We start from the raw sequence: 16,621 nt of genomic DNA, 5'->3' as shown, positions 1-16,621 counted from the left end.
CCCCGCCTCCGAACGCGATAGCAGGAACACCCCGAACGGTTCGCGCCCGCACCGCGACCGGACGCCGGTCCTCGACCGGCCCGGTCCACCGTGACCGCGAGATCGTCCCTGCCGTCGGCGCCGGCACGCCGCACGGACTCATCGACCCCCACCCCCAGGTGAGGTAATCCGTGATCAGCAGTCCCCTACGAGCACTCGCCGCGACGGCCGCGGCCGTCGCCCTGGCCCTCGGCCTGACGTCGGTCCCGGCCCAGGCCGACGAAGCCGAACAGGACACGTTCAGCGCGCTCATCTTCTCCAAGACCACCGGTTTCCGACACGACTCCATCCCGCACGGCATCGCCCTTTACGAGGCCCTCGCCGAGGAACACGGCTTCGAGACCGAGCACACCGAGGACGCCGAGGTCTTCAACGACGAGGACCTGGCCCGCTTCGACGTGGTCATCTGGCTCTCCACCACCGGCGACGTCCTGGACGAGGACCAGCAGGCCGCCTTCGAGAACTACGTCCAGGAGGGCGGCGGCTACGTCGGCGTCCACTCCGCCTCCGACACCCACTACGACTGGGAGTGGTACGGCGAACTGGTCGGCGCGTACTTCTCCAGCCACCCGCCCGGCACCCAGGACGCCGAGGTCATGGTCAACGACCGGGCCCATCCCTCCACCGACATGCTCCCGGCGAGTTGGGAGCGGCACGACGAGTGGTACGACTTCGACGTCAGCCCGCGCGGTGACGTACACGTCCTCGCCGGCCTGAACGAGGCCTCCTATGAGGACGAGGTCGACCCCGCCGGGCAGATGGGCTTCGACCACCCGATCGCCTGGTGTCAGGTCTACGACGGCGGTCGGTCCTGGTACACGGGCGGCGGCCACACCATCGAGTCCTACACCGAGCCCGAGTTCTCCGAGCACCTGTTGGGAGGCCTCCAGTGGGCCGCCGGGCAGGTCGAGGGCGACTGCGGTGCCACTCAATGGGACAACTTCGAGAAGGTGACGCTCGCCCAGGGCGAGGAGAACGTCGGCGAACCCATGGGCATGGCGGTCCTGCCGGACGGCCGGGTCATGCACACCTCCCGCAACGGGCAGGTGTCCCTGTGGTCGCCGGACAGCTACAGCACCGCCGCGCTGGCGGACGTGCCCGTCTACGACCACGACGAGGACGGCCTCCAGGGCGTGGCCCTGGACCCGGACTTCGAGGAGAACGGGTGGGTGTACCTGTACTACGCGCCCGTCCTGGACGGGGTCCCGTCCGGCGCCGCCCCCGAGGACGGCGAACCGGAGGACTTCGAACCCTACGAGGCGCACAACAACCTGTCGCGCTTCCAGTTCGTGGACGGTGAGGAACCGAGCCTGGACCTGGAGAGCGAGCAGGTGATCCTGGAGGTCGAGGCCACCCGCGGCATGTGCTGCCACGTCGGTGGTGACATCGACTTCGACCCGGACGGCAACCTGCTGCTGTCCACCGGTGACGACACCAGCGCGTTCGGCTCCGACGGGTTCAGCCCGCACGACGAGCGCGAGACCCGCAACCCGGCCTTCGACGCCCAGCGCAGCTCGGGCAACACCAACGACCTGCGCGGCAAGCTGCTGCGGGTCTCGGTGAACGAGGACGGAAGCTACGACATCCCCGAGGGCAACCTGTTCCCGCCGGAGTCCTCCGACGGTGAACCGACCCGCCCCGAGATCCTCGCCATGGGTCTGCGCAACCCGTTCCGGTTCAGCGTCGACCAGGAGGACGGCAGCGTCTATCTGGCCGACTACGGGCCGGACGCCCCCGAGGCCGACCCCGAGCGAGGACCGCAGAACACGGTGACGTGGCACCACATCACCGAACCGGTCAACATCGGCTGGCCGTACTGCATCGGGAACAACTCCCCCTACGTCGACCACGACTTCGGTGAGGGGACCTCGGGCGAGCCGTTCGACTGCGACGCCCCGGTCAACGACTCCCCGCGCAACACCGGACTGGAGAAGACTCCCCCGATCACCCCGGCGGCGATCTGGTACGACTACGACGAATCCGAGGAGTTCCCGCACCTGGGCACGGGCGGTGGCGCCCCGATGGGCGGCCCGGCCTACGACTTCGACCCCGAACTGGACTCGGACAACAAGTGGCCCGAGTACTACGACGGCGTCCCGCTGCTGTACGAGTGGAGCCGCCAGTGGATCAAGCAGGTCCACCTCGACGACGAGGGCGGCGTCCTCGACATCACCGAGACCGTTCCGGACATCGACCTGGCCAACCCCATGGACATGGAGTTCGGCCCGGACGGCGCCCTGTACGTGCTGGAGTACGGCTCGGGATACTTCGGCGGCGCCGAGGACTCGGCGATCTCCCGTATCGACTACGCGGGTTCCGGGGACAGCCCGGTGGCCCGCATCGGCACCGATGCCACCTCCGGCGCGGCGCCGCTGACCGTGGAGTTCTCCGGGGAGGAGTCCTTCCACCCCGGTGGTCTCGCCTTCGACCACGAGTGGAACTTCGGTGACGGCGAGAGTTCGACCGAGGTCTCCCCGACCCACACCTTCGAGGAGGGCGGACGCTACAACGTCTCCCTCACGCTGACGGACGAGGAGGGGCGCACAGGTACGGCCACGGTATCGATCACCGCGGGCAACACCGCGCCCGAGGTGGCGTTCCAGACGCCCCTGGACGGTCAGTTCTTCGACTGGGGCGACGAGATCCCGTTCGAGGTGTCCGTGGAGGACGCCGAGGACGGCTCGATCGGGGACGGCGTCGACTGCGCCGACGTGGAGGTCACGTCCTCGCTCGGCCACGACACCCACGCCCATCCCTGGACCCAGTACGAGGGCTGTGAGGGTGTCAGCGAGACCGGGACCGACGGTGGTCACGGCCACGACATGAACATCTTCTGGGTGCTCCAGGCCGAGTACACCGACGGGGGCGGGGACGATGTCCCGGCCCTGACCGGCAGCGACGGGGTCAAGCTCAACCCGTCGCGGATGCAGGCGCAGTACTTCACCGACAGCGAGAACGTCGTCACCGAGACCACCGAGGACCCCGAGGGTGGTCTGCGCAACATCGGTGGCGTCTTCGACGGCAGCTGGGTCGCCTACGACCCGGTCAACCTGCACGGGGTCGAGCAGATCGACTTCCGTGTGGCCTCCGAAGGAGCGGGCGGCGCCATCGAGGCCCGCGCGGGTGCCCCCGACGGTGAAGTGGTCGGCTCCGTCGACGTCGAACCCACCGGCGGCTGGCAGGAGTGGGCCGACGTCACCATGGACGTCACCGACCCGGGCGGCACGATGGAACTGTTCCTGGTCTTCACCAACGGGGACGCCGGTGCGGACGAGAACCTGTTCAACCTCAACTACTTCGACGTGAACGCCGATCACCACGGAGAGGAGCCGGAGCCCGAACCGGAACCCGAACCCGAGCCGGAACCCGAGCCCGAGGGCTGCGAGCCGCCGAACGTCGACGACGGCGCTACCGCCCTGTGGGACGGCGAGTCGTTGGACGGCTGGAACATGGCCGGTCCGGGCGGCTTCGACGTCGTCGAGACCGACGAGGGCTGCGTGCTCGAATCGTCCGGCGGCATGGGGCTGCTCTGGCACGAGACGGAGCTGGACTCCTACCGGTTGAAGGTCGACTACCTGACTCACGAGGAGACCGACAACTCCGGAGTCTTCGTCGGCTTCCCCGAGCCCGGTGACGACCCGTGGGTCGCCGTCGACGAGGGCTACGAGATCCAGATCGATCCGTTCGGCGCGCCGGAGGGCGACCCGATCACCCGGACGGGCGCCGTCTACGACTTCCAGGCGGCCACCTCCCACCCGGAGGTCGTGGGCGAGTGGAACTCGATGGAGATCGAGGTCACGGACCCCCACATCCGGATCCTGATCAACGGCGAGTTGGTCAACGAGTTCGAGAACACCGACCCCGACCGTGACCTGTCCGCGGGACACGTCGGTCTGCAGAACCACGGTGACGCCGACACGGTGTGGTTCCGCGACGTCCAGGTGTCCGACATCGAATAGCACCACCCGCGGCGGGGCCGGCCTCGGCCCCGCCGCTCCCCCCAGCCGGTCAGCGCCAGGACAGGAGGTGCCAGTTGAGCACCCGGAAACGACAGAAGGACGATCGGGGCTCGGCCGGGCCCGACACGACCGAGAAGGTGGTGACCCGCGAGGCCGGCCGCCTCACCTGGTGGTTGACCGGCGGATCCATCCTGCTCGTGGGCGCCGTCGTCGCGCTGGTGGTCACGATCGTCGACGGCGGTGATGGCGCCGTCACCCCCGACCCGGCCCGCGTCGCCGAGTTGGAGGCCTCCGCGACCGATCGTCACGTCGGCCAGGTGGCGGAGCTCATCGAGCACACCCGCGCCGCGCACGAGGAACTCGTGCCCGTCCTGGAGGCCCTGGGCGAGGCGCTGCCCGAGGACGGATCCGAGCCCGCCGGGGACCTCCCCGACTCCGACACCATCGCCGACTGGAACCGGACCACCGACAACGCCCGCGCCCACCTGGACCACGCCGAGTCCGGCGAGACCGGCTTCAACGTCACCCACGCGGGTCTGCGCGGCTCCGTGGACGTGCTCGGATCCACCTTGGACACCCTCGACGTCGCCGTCGCCGCCGACGGGGAACAGGGCGCCGAACTCCTCGAACTCACCATCGACCTGCGTGACCAGGCGGTTCGCGCGTGGTCGGTGGCCGCCACCCAACTGGACGTGATCAGCATCGACGCCGGTCACGGCCACATCCACCTGTACCTCCCGGCCGCCCCGGGCAGCGGCGCGTTGGAGCCCGACGAGGCCGAGGACGGCGACGGGGCCGTCGACGGAGCGCCCGGAGACCACGACCACTGACAGGGGAGTTCCGTATGACACGAATCGGAGTGTGGTCGGTGGGGGCGCGCGGATCGGTCGCCACCACGGCCGTCCTCGGCGCCCTGGCCGTCCGGGCCGGAGCCGCCGAGCCGACCGGGTGCGTCACCGAACGCCCCGAGTTCGCCGACGCGGACCTGCCCGGCATCGGTGACCTGGTGTTCGCCGGTCACGACGTCCGCGGTACCCATCTGGTCAAGAGCGCGGAGCCGTTGGCCAGGTCGGGGGTGGTGCCGCCGCACCTGCCCGAGGCGTTCGCCGAGGAACTGGGCGAGGTGGACCGGCGGATCCGCAAGGGGCTGGAGCCACGCTCCGAGGGGTTCTCCCGCCGCGACGCGGACGCCCTGGAGGAGGACATCCGGGAGTTCGCCGAAGCGGAGTCGCTGGAGCGGGTGGTGGTCGTGGACGTGTCCAGCACCGAGCCGACTCCGAGACCGAGCCCCGAGCTCGCCGATCCCGACCTCCTGGAGGCGGCCCTGGACGCGGGAACCGCCCGGGTTCCGGCGAGCTCGGTCTACGCGTACGCGGCCCTGCGCGCGGGCTGTTCCTTCGTGGAGTTCACGCCCAACGCGGGGCCCCGTCCGCCCGCTCTGGCCACCCTGGCGGAACGGCTGGGGCTGCCGTGGGCCGGTTCGGACGGCAAGACCGGGGAGACCCTGGTCAAGAGCGCGCTGGCGCCCATGTTCGCCGCGCGCGCCCTTCGGGTGCGTTCGTGGTCCTCCACCAATCTGCTGGGCGGCGGGGACGGGCGCACCCTCGACGACCCCGAGAGCAACGACAACAAGTCCGCGTCCAAGGCGCGTGGCCTGGAGCACCTGCTGGGGCACCCGGTGGACGGTCCGTTGCACATCGACTACGTGCCGGACCTGGGCGACACCAAGACCGCCTGGGACCACGTGTCCTTCGAGGGGTTCCTGGGCGCCAGGATGACCCTGCAGTTCACCTGGTCGGGGTACGACTCGGCCCTCGCCGCCCCGTTGGTGCTGGACCTGGCCCGGCTGGCCGCGCACGCCCACCGGTGCGGCCGGGTCGGACCGGTGCCGGAACTGGGCTTCTTCTTCAAGGACCCGGCCGCGAGCGACGTGCACGGGCTCTCCGAGCAGTGGCGGGCCCTGACCGCCTGGTGCGCCGAGGACGGGGGTGCTCGAAGATGAACGCGAAGGTCCGATCATTGGCCCGTCTCGTGCGCCTGCCCGCCGCCCTCTCCGTCCTGGGCGACACCCTGACCGGGGCGGCCGCCGCAGGACGGCTGCGCGAGCCGCGTACGTGGGCGTTGCCGCTCTCCTCGGTGTGTCTGTACTGGGCGGGGATGGCCCTCAACGACTACGCCGACCGCGAGTTGGACGCGGCCGAACGCCCCGAACGCCCCATCCCCTCCGGCGCGGTGGCTCCCGGCGAGGCCTTGGCGGTCGCGTCCGGGCTCACGGTGGCGGGTGTGGGTGTGGCGGCGCTGGCCGGCGGGCGGCGGACGGCACTGGTCGCCTCCGCCCTGGCCGCGACGGTGTGGACCTACGACCTGGTGCTCAAACCCACCCGGCTGTCGCCGTTGGGGATGGCGACGGCCCGCGGTCTGGACGTTCTGCTCGGCGCCGGCGACCGACCCGGGCGGGCGGTGCGGCCGGCCGTGGCGATGGCCGTGCACACCCTGGGTGTGACCGCGCTGAGCCGGGGCGAGGTGCACGGCACCCGCCCGGGGATCGCTGCGGGCTCGTTGGCCTGCACCCTGGCCGGGGCCGTCGTGGCGGCCCTTCCCGGCCGGACCGGACCCCAGACCCCGCGCGACGCGGTGGACGAGGTGATCGCCGGGATGTTCGCGGGGGCCTACGCCGGCACGGTCGGCCTCGCCCAGGGGCGGGCGCTGGCCGACCCCGCGGCCGAACACGCGCGGGAGGCGACCGGCGTGGGCATCCGCGGCATGATTCCGCTCCAGGCCGCGTTGCTGTCCCGCTATGGCGCACCCGTACCGGCCTGCGCGCTGGCGGTGGGAGCCCCCGTCGTCGCCCGTGCTTCGCGGAGGGTGGCGGTGACATGAGGTTCGGATACGGCACCAACGGGTTCTGGGACCACCGGATCGACGACGCGCTCTCGATCATCGCCGACCTCGGGTACGAGGGGGTCGGGCTGACCCTGGACCACCCGCACCTGGATCCGTTCTCCCTGGACGCCAAGGCCCGGGTGAGGGCGATCGGGCGCCGGCTGGACACCTTGGGTCTGGCGTCGGTGATCGAGACCGGTGCCCGCTACCTGCTGGATCCCCGACGCAAGCACGAGCCCACCCTGGTCTCCGACACCGGCCGGGACGTCCGGGTCGACCTGCTCAAACGCGCGGTGCGCGTCGCCGACGAGCTGGGAGCCGAGGCGGTGTCCTTCTGGTCCGGGATCCTGCCCGAGGGCGCCACCATCGGCCAGGGGTGGGACCGGCTCACCTCGGAGGTGGAGAAGGTCCTGGTCGTCGCGGACGAACTGGGCGTGGACTGCGCCTTCGAACCGGAACCGGGCATGTTCGCCGAACGGTTGGCGGACGTCCTGGAGCTACGGAGCAGGCTCGGCGACCCCGAGCGGCTGCGGGTGACCCTCGACGTGGGCCACGGGGTGTGCAACGAACCCGATGGCCCCGAGGGCGCGGTCGAGCGGGCGGGCCCGCTGATCGCCAACGTGCAACTGGACGACATGCGCCCCCACGTACACGAGCACCTGGAGTTCGGGGACGGCGAGATCGACCTGCCCGGGGTCCTGGGCGCCCTGCGCCGGGTGGGATACACCGGCATGGCGTCGGTGGAGCTGCCCCGGCACGGTCACGCCGCCCCGGTGGTCGCGGAGAGGTCCAAGCGCGCCCTGGACGCCGCCTGGGCCCGGGTCGAGGAGGAGGCTTGAGCGCGTTGGAGCCGTTGGACGACAAGGCCCGATCGGTGTTGGACTCCCTGTGCGCCCAGGTGGCGGAGCGGCCCTCCCGTGTCGCCGTTCTCTTCCCCGCGGTGGGGCGGCGGGTGGCCCGTGGGCCCGGACCTTCGGGCGACCCCACCGGAACACTCGGACCGACGGTGGAGGATTCGGCCCGGATCGAACTCCTACGGACCGTGGTGGGCTCCCTGCCGCCGGCGGACGCGGCCACGGAGATCACCGATCTGTACGAATACGGCGACGCCGACGAGAAACGCGCGGTGCTGCACGGCCTCCACCTGCTGGACGGCACGGTGCCCGAGGTCGCGGGGACGATGCGGAACCTGCTCGCCGACGGCCTGCGCACCAACGACACCCGGCTGATCGCGGCGGCGGCCGCGAATCCCGCCCAGTCCCTGTTGGACGACCACGCCTGGCGACAGACCGTGCTCAAGTGCCTGTTCGTCGGGGTGCCGCTGCGTCTGGTGGCGGGGCTGGACACCCGGGTCGACCTCGAACTGGCCCGCATGTGCGCGGACTTCGCCCACGAACGCGCGGCCGCGGGTCGGGCCGTACCGGCCGACGCCCGGTCGGTCCTGGACCGTTTCCCCGAACACCCCTTCCACGAACGGCCGCAGGAGGGCTGAATGCGCATCTTCGAACCTCACATCCACATGACCTCGCGCACCACCACCGACTACCGGGCGATGTACGACGCCGGGGTGCGAGCGCTGGTGGAACCCGCCTTCTGGACGGGGCAGCCGCGCACCGGCGTCGGTTCCTTCCGCGACTACTTCGACGGACTCATCGGTTGGGAGCGCTTCCGCGCCGCACAGTTCGGGATCGCCCACCACTGCACCATCGCGCTCAACCCCAAGGAGGCCAACGACCCCCGGCTGACCGGGGTGCTCGACGTCCTCCCCCGTTACCTGGCCAAGGACGGTGTGGTGGCGGTCGGCGAGGTCGGCTTCGACTCGCGCACCCCGGAGGAGGAGAAGGTCTTCCGCCGGCAGCTGGAGCTGGCCAAGGAGTTCGCCCTGCCGGTGTTGGTGCACACCCCGCACCGGGACAAGGCCGAGGGGACGCGGCACACGCTCCGGCTGGTCGCCGAGTCGGGTGTCTCCCCCGAGATGGTGCTGGTGGACCACCTCAACGAGACCACCGTGGCGATGGTGCACGACTCCGGGTGCGTCATGGGTTTCTCCATCTACCCCGACACCAAGATGGACCCGGACCGGATGGTGCGGATCCTCTCGGAGTGGGGCACCGACCGGATGGTGGTGAACTCGGCCGCCGATTGGGGGCACAGCGACCCGCTCTCGACCCTGTACACGGGGCGGGCCATGCTGGCCGCGGGTTTCACCGACGACGAGGTGGACCGGGTGCTGTGGCGCAACCCGGTGGACTTCTTCGCCCGAAGCGGTCGCCTGTCGTTGGAGGGCGCCTCGTCGGTCGGGGCGACCTTCGAGGGCAACTCGATCCTGCGCGGCGAACGCCCCGAGGGGGACGCCGGATGAGGTTCCGCCACCCCGACGGCACCGTCGTCCATCTGGCCTATTGCACCAATGTCCACCCGGCCGAGGACCTCGACGGTGTCCTGCGCCAGATCCGGGTGTTCGGCGGCGGGGTCCGCTCCGCCCTGGGCGTCGACCTGTTGGGGCTCGGGTTGTGGCTTCCCGCTCCCCTGGCCCGCGAGCTGGCCGCGGACCCCGCCCTGGTCGACCGGTTGCGCGAGGGCCTGGAGACGGCGGGGCTGGAGACCGTCACCCTCAACGCGTTCCCCTACACCGGCTTCCACGACCCGGTGGTCAAGCACGCCGTCTACAGTCCGGACTGGACCGACCGCGCCCGGTTGGACTACACGGTGGACTGCGCCCGGATCCTGGCCCGGCTGATGCCCGACGACGCCGCCCGGGGTAGCGTCTCCACCCTGCCCCTCGCCTGGCGGGAGCCCTGGTCGTCGGAGCGGCTGGTGGTCGCCCGCGGGCACCTGACCGAGCTGTCCGGGGCCCTGGCCGAACTCGCCGACGCGGGACGCCCGGTCCGGGTCGCCCTGGAACCCGAACCGGGGTGCGTGGTGGAGAGCACCCACGACGCCGCCCGGTTCCTCTCCGGATCGCCCGCGCACCTGGGCGTGTGCCTGGACACCTGCCACCTGGCGGTGGGGTTCGAGGAACCCGGACCGGCGCTCGCCCGCCTGGCCGACGCCGGGCTGCCGGTGGTCAAGACCCAGGTGTCGGCGGCCCTGGAGGTCCCCGACCCGTCCGCCCCTCGGGCCAGGGAGGCGCTCGCCGCCTTCGCCGAGGACCGGTTCCTGCACCAGACCCGTGAGCTCGTGGGCGGGCGCGCCCAGGGCCGCGACGACCTGCCCGACGCCCTCCACGGCCCTCGCCCGTTGCGCGGACGCGGCCCCTGGCGCACCCACTTCCACGCGCCCCTGCACTCCCCCGCGAACGAACCGTTGCGCGGCACCACCGACCACCTCACCGAGACCCTCGCCCACCTCCTGGGGCCCGAGGGCGCCCGCACCGACCACCTCGAAGTCGAGACCTACACCTGGACGGTGTTGCCCGAGGGCAGCAGGCCCGTGGGCGAGGACGGGCTGATCGAGGGGATCGCCGCCGAGCTCGCCTGGACCCGGGACCGGCTCCTCGACCTCGGACTGACCGCCCTGTGAACGCCCGATGGCCCGTGACCCCCGAAGGAAGGGACCGTTCCCCATGACCCAGGACCGCCGCCTCCTCGTCATCGACGCGGTCGGCCTCACCCCCCGGCTGCTTCGGCACGCGCCCCGTCTGCGGGCCCTGGCGGAACGGGGCCGGCAGGCCACCTTGGAGACCGTCCTGCCCGCCGTGACCTGCACCGTGCAGTCCACGTTCCTCACCGGCGCCACCCCGGCCGGCCACGGCGCCGTCGCCAACGGCTGGTACTTCCGTGACCTGGGAGAGGTGCACCTGTGGCGCCAGCACAACCGGCTGGTCCAGGGCGAGAAGGTGTGGGAGACCGCCCGCAGGCACCGCCCCGGTTTCCGGACCGCCAACGTGTGCTGGTGGTACGCCATGGGCGCCACCACCGACTGGACCATCACGCCCAGGCCCGTCTACCACGCGGACGGGCGCAAGTCCCCTGACTACTATGCCCGGCCGGTGGCGCTGCACGACGAACTCACCGATGAGCTGGGCCCCTTCCCCCTGTTCCACTACTGGGGGCCGACCGCCTCCCTCCGCTCCACCGAGTGGATCGTGGCCGCCACCCGTCGACTGTTGCCCAGGGCCGACCTGACCCTGTGTTACGTCCCGCACCTGGACTACGACCTACAACGCTTCGGCCCGGGATCCGAACAGGCCCTCAAGGCGGTCGGCGACCTCGACGCCGCGCTGGCGCCGCTGTTGGACGACGCCGAGGCGGCCGGTGTCACCGTGCTGGTGCTCAGCGAGTACGGCATCACCCCGGCCGACCGCCCCGTGCACGTCAACCGCGCGCTGCGCGAGGCCGGGCTGCTGGAGGTGTACACGCAGGAGGGCATGGAGTACCTGGACCCGTGGGCCTCGCGCGCCTTCGCGGTCGCCGACCACCAGTGCGCCCACGTCTACGTGGACGACCCCGCCGACCTGCCCGCGGTCACCGAGGTCGTGGCCGGCCTGGAGGGTGTGGACCTGGTCCTGGACCGGGCGGCGCAGGCCGGTCACGGACTCGACCACGACCGCTCCGGCGAACTGGTGCTGTTCGCCGATCCGGGCGCCTGGTTCACCTACTACTACTGGCTGGACGACGACCGCGCCCCCGACTTCGCGCGTGGCGTCGACATCCACCGCAAGCCCGGATACGACCCGGCCGAGCTGTTCCTCGACCCCGCCGACCCGATGGTCAAGGCGCGGGCCGCGGCGGGCCTGATCCGCAAGAAGGTCGGCCTGCGGTACGCGATGAACGTCGTCCCCCTGGATCCGGGCTGTGTGCGCGGAACCCACGGACGCCCCCACACCGATCCCGAGGACGGACCGCTGTTGTTGTGCGACGGCCCCATCCCGGACCGGGATCGTTTCGCGGCCACCGAGGTCCGCGATCTCATACTCGACCTCGTCGGTGTGCCGGCACCGACGAGGTCGACCCCGCTATGACGCAACCGGCCCCGACCCCCCGAACAACGGAGGATGCACGATGACCAGACCGGTCACCCTCTTCACCGGCCAGTGGGCCGACCTGCCCTTCGAGAAGGTGTGCGAACTCGCCTCTTCCTGGGGCTACGACGGACTGGAGATCGCCTGCTGGGGCGACCACCTGGACGTCACCCGCGCCGCCGTCGACGACTCCTACGTCCAGGGGCGCCGGGAGATCCTCGAACGGCACGGGCTCGGCGTGTGGGCCATCTCCAACCACCTGCTGGGCCAGGCGGTGTGCGACGACCCCATCGACCACCGCCACCGGGACATCCTGCCGTCCCGGGTCTGGGGCGACGGCGACCCCGAGGGCGTGCGGCGGCGCGCCGCCGAGGAGATGAAGCTGACCGCCCGGGCGGCCGCGAGGCTGGGCGTGTCCACGGTGGTGGGCTTCACCGGCTCCGCGATCTGGAAGTACGTGGCGATGTTCCCGCCGGTGGGCGACGACGTCATCCAGGCCGGTTACCGGGACTTCGCCGACCGGTGGAACCCGATCCTGGACGTGTTCGACGAGGTGGGCGTGCGCTTCGCCCACGAGGTGCATCCCTCGGAGATCGCCTACGACTACTGGTCGACACAGGCGGCCCTGGAGGCGGTGGGGCACCGGGAGGCGTTCGGGTTGAACTGGGATCCCAGCCACATGGTGTGGCAGGACATCGACCCGATCGGATTCCTGTGGGACTTCCGGGACCGGATCTACCACGTGGACTGCAAGGACGCCCGCAAGCGCGTGGGCGGCGGCCGTAACGGACGTCTGGGCTCACACCTGCCGTGGGGCGACCCGCGTCGGGGCTGGGACTTCGTGTCCACCGGCCGGGGCGACGTGCCATGGGAGGCGTGTTTCCGCGTGCTGAACTCGATCGGCTACGACGGGCCGATCTCCATCGAGTGGGAGGACGCCGGAATGGACCGTCTGACCGGTGCGGCGGAGGCGGTGAGGTTCGTGCGGGCCAACGTCTTCGACCCGCCCACGTCTTCCTTCGACTCCGCGTTCGGCTCCGGCTGACGGATCCGGCCGCGGCCCCCCACGTCGGCCCGTCACATCATGGGGGCGATGACGACGCGGAACTCCCCGCCGTCGGTCCCCACGTCGTGGCGGAAGTCGTTGACCCGGTTCACCGAGCGTTGGACGGCGTCACCGCCGAAGGCACTGGTGTCCACGCCGGGCAGCACCTCGCGCAGGGCGAGGACCGCCTCGTCGATGGACAGGGCCGTGCCCCGGTGTTCGGGGGTGATGCGTCGGCCGTCATCGGTGAGCCGACTGATCGCGATCCGGAACATCGCCGGTCTCCCTGCGGTTCGGGGGGATGGTCGACGACATTCTCTCCCATCCGTGGCGAGGTGGGAAAGCGCCTGGGGAGAGCCGACCGGGACGGTGGGGGCGGGCCCGGACCCACCCACCGTCCCGGGACCGGCCTCAGATCTCCAGGGTCTCCTCGATGCCCTTGAGCCGGTGCCTGGCCAGGGCGAGGTTCCCGCGGGCGCGGTCCATCGCCAGGTAGAGGAAGAGTCCCTGCCCCTTGCGGCTGGTGAGGGGCCGGATGACGTGGTATTGCCCGGACAGGGTGATGAGGATGTCCTCGATCGCGTCGTTCAGGCCCAGTTGGTCCATGGTCCGCATCTTGGCCCGGACGACCTCGGTGTTGCCCGCGGCGGCCACCGTGAGGTCCAGGGACTTGTTCGAACTGAGGGTGCCCAGGGCCATTCCGCTGCTGTAGTCGACCACCGCGGCCCCGACGGCGCCCTCGATCTCCATCATTTCCTTGAGTCCGGCTTCGATGTTGGGCATGTCCTTCTCTTTCCTTTGGTTGATTCGGCGCAGCTCTCTCCGGTCGGCGATCCAACGACGCAGTCCCGGACCCCGGTGGCGCGGGGGCGAACCACCGTTCACGCGACCACCGTTTCCGCTTCGGGCCGCTCCACCGAAAGGGCGCGCAGCCCGGATAGGACCCGTTCCAGCATCGGTCGGTCCAGGGTGACCAGGGCCCTGGGCCTGATCGGACGGCCGTGGCCACGGCGGGGCGGGTGGGTGTCGTGTTCGGGTGGTTCGACGTTGTCGGCCAGGTCCCGCAGTCTGCGCAGGGCGATCCCGAGATTGCCCTGGTCGCGCTCCACGCGGACCTGCACGCAGTAGTGCGAGCCGCGAAGGACCGCGTACAGCACGTGGTGGTCGACCTCGGTGACCACCACGTCCTCCACCGTCTGGGCGGCGCAGAGCGGCCCGCCGGCGATGGCCTGGAGCATCGCCGCCGCGCCCGAGGTCCCGTCGTCCTCTCCGACGTGGGACAGGGCGCGGTCGCCTCGCCAGTCGACGAGACAGACACTGCGTACGCCAGGGGTCTGGAGCATCTCCCGCATCTGTTGGTCGATGGCGTGCACGGCGTTCCTTTGTGAGGGCGGAGCCGATCCGGTCGGCCCACGGGCGGAATCGAACGATGTCCCGGTAGCGGACGATTCGAGAATAAGACGCCATCGTCCTTCTCGCAGGCTTTTCCGGCATTTAATATTTACGCACCTTCTGGCCTGCCATTTCGCGGAAAAGAAGTAAGTGGCGTTTGATTCTCAGAATGCGTTCTGTGGACTTTTCGGCCAGTGTCGGCGAATGAGGTCCGTTGTTCTGTTTCGGGACTTTCGCTCACGGAACGCAAGGCACACGAACAGGCCCTAGGGTGTGTTACCGACCGTTCGTTCAGTAGGCCGATCCGGTCGACACGTGGGAGGACCCGACCTTCCACGCGCTCCAGCCCTCCGCCGCAAGGTAGGTTCGACAACCGTGGCCCGAACTTCCGCACCCGACGACCCCGCCGCACGCTCGACCGGACGGCGCCGCTCCGGCCGCCCGGGGCACGACGCCGACTCCGTGCTGCGCGTGGCCGCCCGCGTCTTCAACGAACGCGGGTATGACGGCACGAGCATGGAGGACCTGGCCCGCGCCCTGGGTGTGACCAAGTCCGCGATCTACCACCACGTCTCCGGCAAGACCGAACTGCTGCGTCGGTCGCTGGACCTGGCGATGGACGCGTTGTTCGAGGTGACCGGGGAAGAGGGCGCGACCACCGGGCGGGCCATCGACCGCCTGGAACACGTGATGCGCGGCAGCGTCCGGGTGCTGGTCGAGGAACTTCCGCACGTGACCCTGCTACTGCGGGTGCGAGGCAACACCGACGTGGAGAAGCGGGCGCTGGAGCGCCGGCGTCGCTTCGACCACCTGATCGCCGACCTGGTACGCGAAGGCGTGGTCGACGGCGACATCCGCAGCGACGTGGACCCCGCGGTCGCCTCACGTCTGCTGTTCGGCATGGTCAACTCGATCGTCGAGTGGTACAAGCCCGACCGAGGACTGGCCTGCGAGGAGATCGCCGACGCCTTGATCCGCATCGCGTTCCAGGGGATGCGCGCGCCCAAGGATTGACGTCCTCCCCGCCGTGAACGACGGGGATTCCGACCCGCCCTTGTCGGGCAGGTGGCACTACGCGCCTCACAGCGCGCACTGGTTCCTGTTTCCCTGGGTCCTGCCAACCTCAAGCGGCTGGTCTTACAGTCCCTCCACAGGCGTTTGACCTGTCGGCCCGTCCGGCCGCCAGGACGATGCGGGCCGCGTTCACGTCCCGATCGTGGGTGGTTTCACACGCCTTGCACGTCCATTCCCGTACGTGCAAGGGTTTGGGTCCATCGATGGCCCAGCATTCTGAGCAGGTTTGTGAGGAGGCCAGGAACCGGTCGACCTTGGAGAAGGAGCGCCCGTACCTGGTGGCCTTGTACTGAAGCATGTTCACAAATGCCGACCAGCCGGCATCGTGCACGCTCTTGGCCATCCGGGTGCGTCCCAGCCCCTGCACCGACAGATCCTCCACGTGGATGGCTTGGTTCTCGCGTACCAGCGTGGCGGACAGCTTGTGGTGAAAGTTCCGACGGGCATCGGCCATCCGAACGTGAGCGCGGGCCACCTTCCGACGGGCCTTGGCCCTGTTGTTGGAGCCCTTGGTCTTGCGGGAGAGTGCTCTCTGGGTTCTCTTCAGCTTGCGTTCGGCACGGCGCAGGAACCGCGGGTTGGCGATCTTCGTTCCGTCCGACAGCACCGCGAAGTGCGACAATCCCAGATCGATCCCGACCTCCGGCGTGGTCTCGGGCAGTACCTCATCGGCGTTTGTCTGGACCACGAACGAGGCGAAGTACCGATCAGCGGCATCCTTGATCACGGTGACCGAGGTCGGAGTGGACGGCAGCTCGCGTGACCACACCACCTTGATCTGGCCGACCCTGGGCAGGGACAACTTCCCAGGGGCGGTGATCTTCCATTTGGCGTTGTTGGTGAACCGGGCCGACTGGGTGTTATCACGGCGCGATTTGAACCGAGGCGCCCCCACCTTCGCGCCTTTGCGCTTTCCGCTCTTGGAGTCCTCGTGCGCTTTCCACGCCTTGTCCAGGTCCCGCAACGCCTGCTGGAGCGGGACCGAGGACACCTGCGCAAGCCATTCCCGCTGCGGGGTCCGCTTCGCTTCGGTGATCAGCGCTTTGGACAACTCGGTGTTCTTGGGTACCCGCTGGTAGGGGCCCTGGGCGGTCCGTGCCTTGGGGGAACCGAGCAGCTTGTTCGACGCCTTCACGGGATTCTGGCGTTCCAGAGCGTCGTTGAACACCACTCGCACACACCCGAACAAGCGGGCGAGCGCGGCGCGCTGGTCCCTGTCCGGGTAAAGGCGGTAGGTGTATCGAAGCTGCATGCTCGCATTCTATC

15 protein-coding genes are annotated in these 16,621 nt (G+C 70.2%); 11 read left to right on the top strand and 4 right to left on the bottom strand.

The genetic code is table 11. The features are described 5' to 3' along the window. The first annotated feature begins 170 nt into the window (after nt 1–170). The 10 genes from ABZ717_RS07655 (at nt 171) to ABZ717_RS07610 (ending at nt 12,889) form a co-directional block, all read left to right on the top strand. Nucleotides 171–3,998: a ThuA domain-containing protein gene (locus ABZ717_RS07655; protein WP_358507006.1), complete on the top strand. Its 3,828-nt coding sequence runs from the start codon at nt 171–173 to the stop codon at nt 3,996–3,998. Nucleotides 3,999–4,072: 74 nt separating this feature from the next. Beyond that, entirely contained in the window at nt 4,073–4,828 is a 756-nt protein-coding gene (locus tag ABZ717_RS07650; protein WP_358507004.1) for a hypothetical protein, read from the top strand. A 14-nt stretch (nt 4,829–4,842) separates the two neighbouring features. Then, on the top strand, nt 4,843–6,000 hold the full coding sequence (locus ABZ717_RS07645) for an inositol-3-phosphate synthase (RefSeq protein ID WP_358507002.1): 1,158 nt from the start codon (nt 4,843–4,845) through the stop codon (nt 5,998–6,000). After that, entirely contained in the window at nt 5,997–6,878 is an 882-nt protein-coding gene (locus ABZ717_RS07640; RefSeq protein ID WP_358507000.1) for an SCO3242 family prenyltransferase, read from the top strand. The genes ABZ717_RS07645 and ABZ717_RS07640 overlap by 4 nt, the downstream gene beginning before the upstream one ends. Then, a complete protein-coding gene (locus tag ABZ717_RS07635; protein WP_358506998.1) occupies nt 6,875–7,720 on the top strand; it encodes a sugar phosphate isomerase/epimerase family protein in 846 nt (281 codons plus the stop codon). Before ABZ717_RS07640 ends, ABZ717_RS07635 begins: the two co-directional genes overlap by 4 nt. Continuing rightward, complete coding sequence (locus ABZ717_RS07630) at nt 7,717–8,373, top strand: EboA domain-containing protein (RefSeq protein WP_358506996.1); 657 nt, start codon at nt 7,717–7,719, stop codon at nt 8,371–8,373. Before ABZ717_RS07635 ends, ABZ717_RS07630 begins: the two co-directional genes overlap by 4 nt. Next, nucleotides 8,374–9,243 carry a TatD family hydrolase gene (locus tag ABZ717_RS07625; protein WP_358506994.1) on the top strand — a complete coding sequence of 290 codons (870 nt, stop codon included), beginning with the start codon at nt 8,374–8,376 and terminating at the stop codon, nt 9,241–9,243. Further along, on the top strand, nt 9,240–10,403 hold the full coding sequence (gene eboE / locus ABZ717_RS07620; RefSeq protein WP_358506992.1) for a metabolite traffic protein EboE: 1,164 nt from the start codon (nt 9,240–9,242) through the stop codon (nt 10,401–10,403). The genes ABZ717_RS07625 and eboE overlap by 4 nt, the downstream gene beginning before the upstream one ends. Before the next feature lie 43 nt (nt 10,404–10,446). Next, nucleotides 10,447–11,844: a nucleotide pyrophosphatase/phosphodiesterase family protein gene (locus tag ABZ717_RS07615; protein ID WP_358506990.1), complete on the top strand. Its 1,398-nt coding sequence runs from the start codon at nt 10,447–10,449 to the stop codon at nt 11,842–11,844. A gap of 40 nt (nt 11,845–11,884) precedes the next feature. Further along, the gene (locus tag ABZ717_RS07610) at nt 11,885–12,889 is read left to right on the top strand and encodes a sugar phosphate isomerase/epimerase family protein (RefSeq protein WP_358506988.1); all 1,005 of its coding nucleotides are present in this window, start codon (nt 11,885–11,887) and stop codon (nt 12,887–12,889) included. A 32-nt stretch (nt 12,890–12,921) separates the two neighbouring features. Here ABZ717_RS07610 and ABZ717_RS07605 read toward each other — a convergent pair whose 3' ends face one another. The 3 genes from ABZ717_RS07605 to ABZ717_RS07595 all read right to left on the bottom strand — a co-directional run bounded on the left by ABZ717_RS07605 (nt 12,922) and on the right by ABZ717_RS07595 (nt 14,262). Continuing rightward, nucleotides 12,922–13,164 (bottom strand): hypothetical protein, encoded by a 243-nt coding sequence (locus ABZ717_RS07605; protein ID WP_358506986.1) that lies wholly within the window; start codon nt 13,162–13,164, stop codon nt 12,922–12,924. A gap of 136 nt (nt 13,165–13,300) precedes the next feature. Further along, complete coding sequence (locus ABZ717_RS07600; protein WP_358506984.1) at nt 13,301–13,672, bottom strand: hypothetical protein; 372 nt, start codon at nt 13,670–13,672, stop codon at nt 13,301–13,303. Nucleotides 13,673–13,770: 98 nt separating this feature from the next. Then, nucleotides 13,771–14,262: a hypothetical protein gene (locus ABZ717_RS07595; protein WP_358506983.1), complete on the bottom strand. Its 492-nt coding sequence runs from the start codon at nt 14,260–14,262 to the stop codon at nt 13,771–13,773. Nucleotides 14,263–14,752: 490 nt separating this feature from the next. Between ABZ717_RS07595 and ABZ717_RS07590 the strand changes: the two genes are divergently transcribed. Next, nucleotides 14,753–15,295, top strand: a complete 543-nt coding sequence (locus ABZ717_RS07590; protein WP_358507066.1) for a TetR/AcrR family transcriptional regulator — start codon at nt 14,753–14,755, stop codon at nt 15,293–15,295. A 109-nt stretch (nt 15,296–15,404) separates the two neighbouring features. Here the strand turns inward: ABZ717_RS07590 and ABZ717_RS07585 are convergent, their stop codons facing one another. Beyond that, complete coding sequence (locus ABZ717_RS07585; RefSeq protein ID WP_358506981.1) at nt 15,405–16,607, bottom strand: RNA-guided endonuclease TnpB family protein; 1,203 nt, start codon at nt 16,605–16,607, stop codon at nt 15,405–15,407. Nucleotides 16,608–16,621 lie beyond the last annotated feature (14 nt).

Origin of the sequence: Nocardiopsis sp. NPDC006832, from assembly GCF_040635885.1 — a bacterium.
GTDB lineage: Bacteria > Actinomycetota > Actinomycetes > Streptosporangiales > Streptosporangiaceae > Nocardiopsis.
Note: the sequence above shows the minus strand (reverse complement) of the source record. Positions and strands in the feature narration are given on the sequence as shown.

Bases quoted from the DNA above. Each gene is read 5' to 3' on its own strand.
- ABZ717_RS07645 (WP_358507002.1), top strand. From the start codon at position 4,843: ATGACACGAATCGGAGTGTGGTCGGTGGGGGCGCGCGGATCGGTCGCC.
- ABZ717_RS07640 (WP_358507000.1), top strand. From the start codon at position 5,997: ATGAACGCGAAGGTCCGATCATTGGCCCGTCTCGTGCGCCTGCCCGCC.
- ABZ717_RS07635 (WP_358506998.1), top strand. From the start codon at position 6,875: ATGAGGTTCGGATACGGCACCAACGGGTTCTGGGACCACCGGATCGAC.
- ABZ717_RS07625 (WP_358506994.1), top strand. From the start codon at position 8,374: ATGCGCATCTTCGAACCTCACATCCACATGACCTCGCGCACCACCACC.
- eboE (WP_358506992.1), top strand. From the start codon at position 9,240: ATGAGGTTCCGCCACCCCGACGGCACCGTCGTCCATCTGGCCTATTGC.
- ABZ717_RS07615 (WP_358506990.1), top strand. From the start codon at position 10,447: ATGACCCAGGACCGCCGCCTCCTCGTCATCGACGCGGTCGGCCTCACC.
- ABZ717_RS07610 (WP_358506988.1), top strand. From the start codon at position 11,885: ATGACCAGACCGGTCACCCTCTTCACCGGCCAGTGGGCCGACCTGCCC.
- ABZ717_RS07605 (WP_358506986.1), bottom strand. From the start codon at position 13,164: ATGTTCCGGATCGCGATCAGTCGGCTCACCGATGACGGCCGACGCATC.
- ABZ717_RS07600 (WP_358506984.1), bottom strand. From the start codon at position 13,672: ATGCCCAACATCGAAGCCGGACTCAAGGAAATGATGGAGATCGAGGGC.
- ABZ717_RS07585 (WP_358506981.1), bottom strand. From the start codon at position 16,607: ATGCAGCTTCGATACACCTACCGCCTTTACCCGGACAGGGACCAGCGC.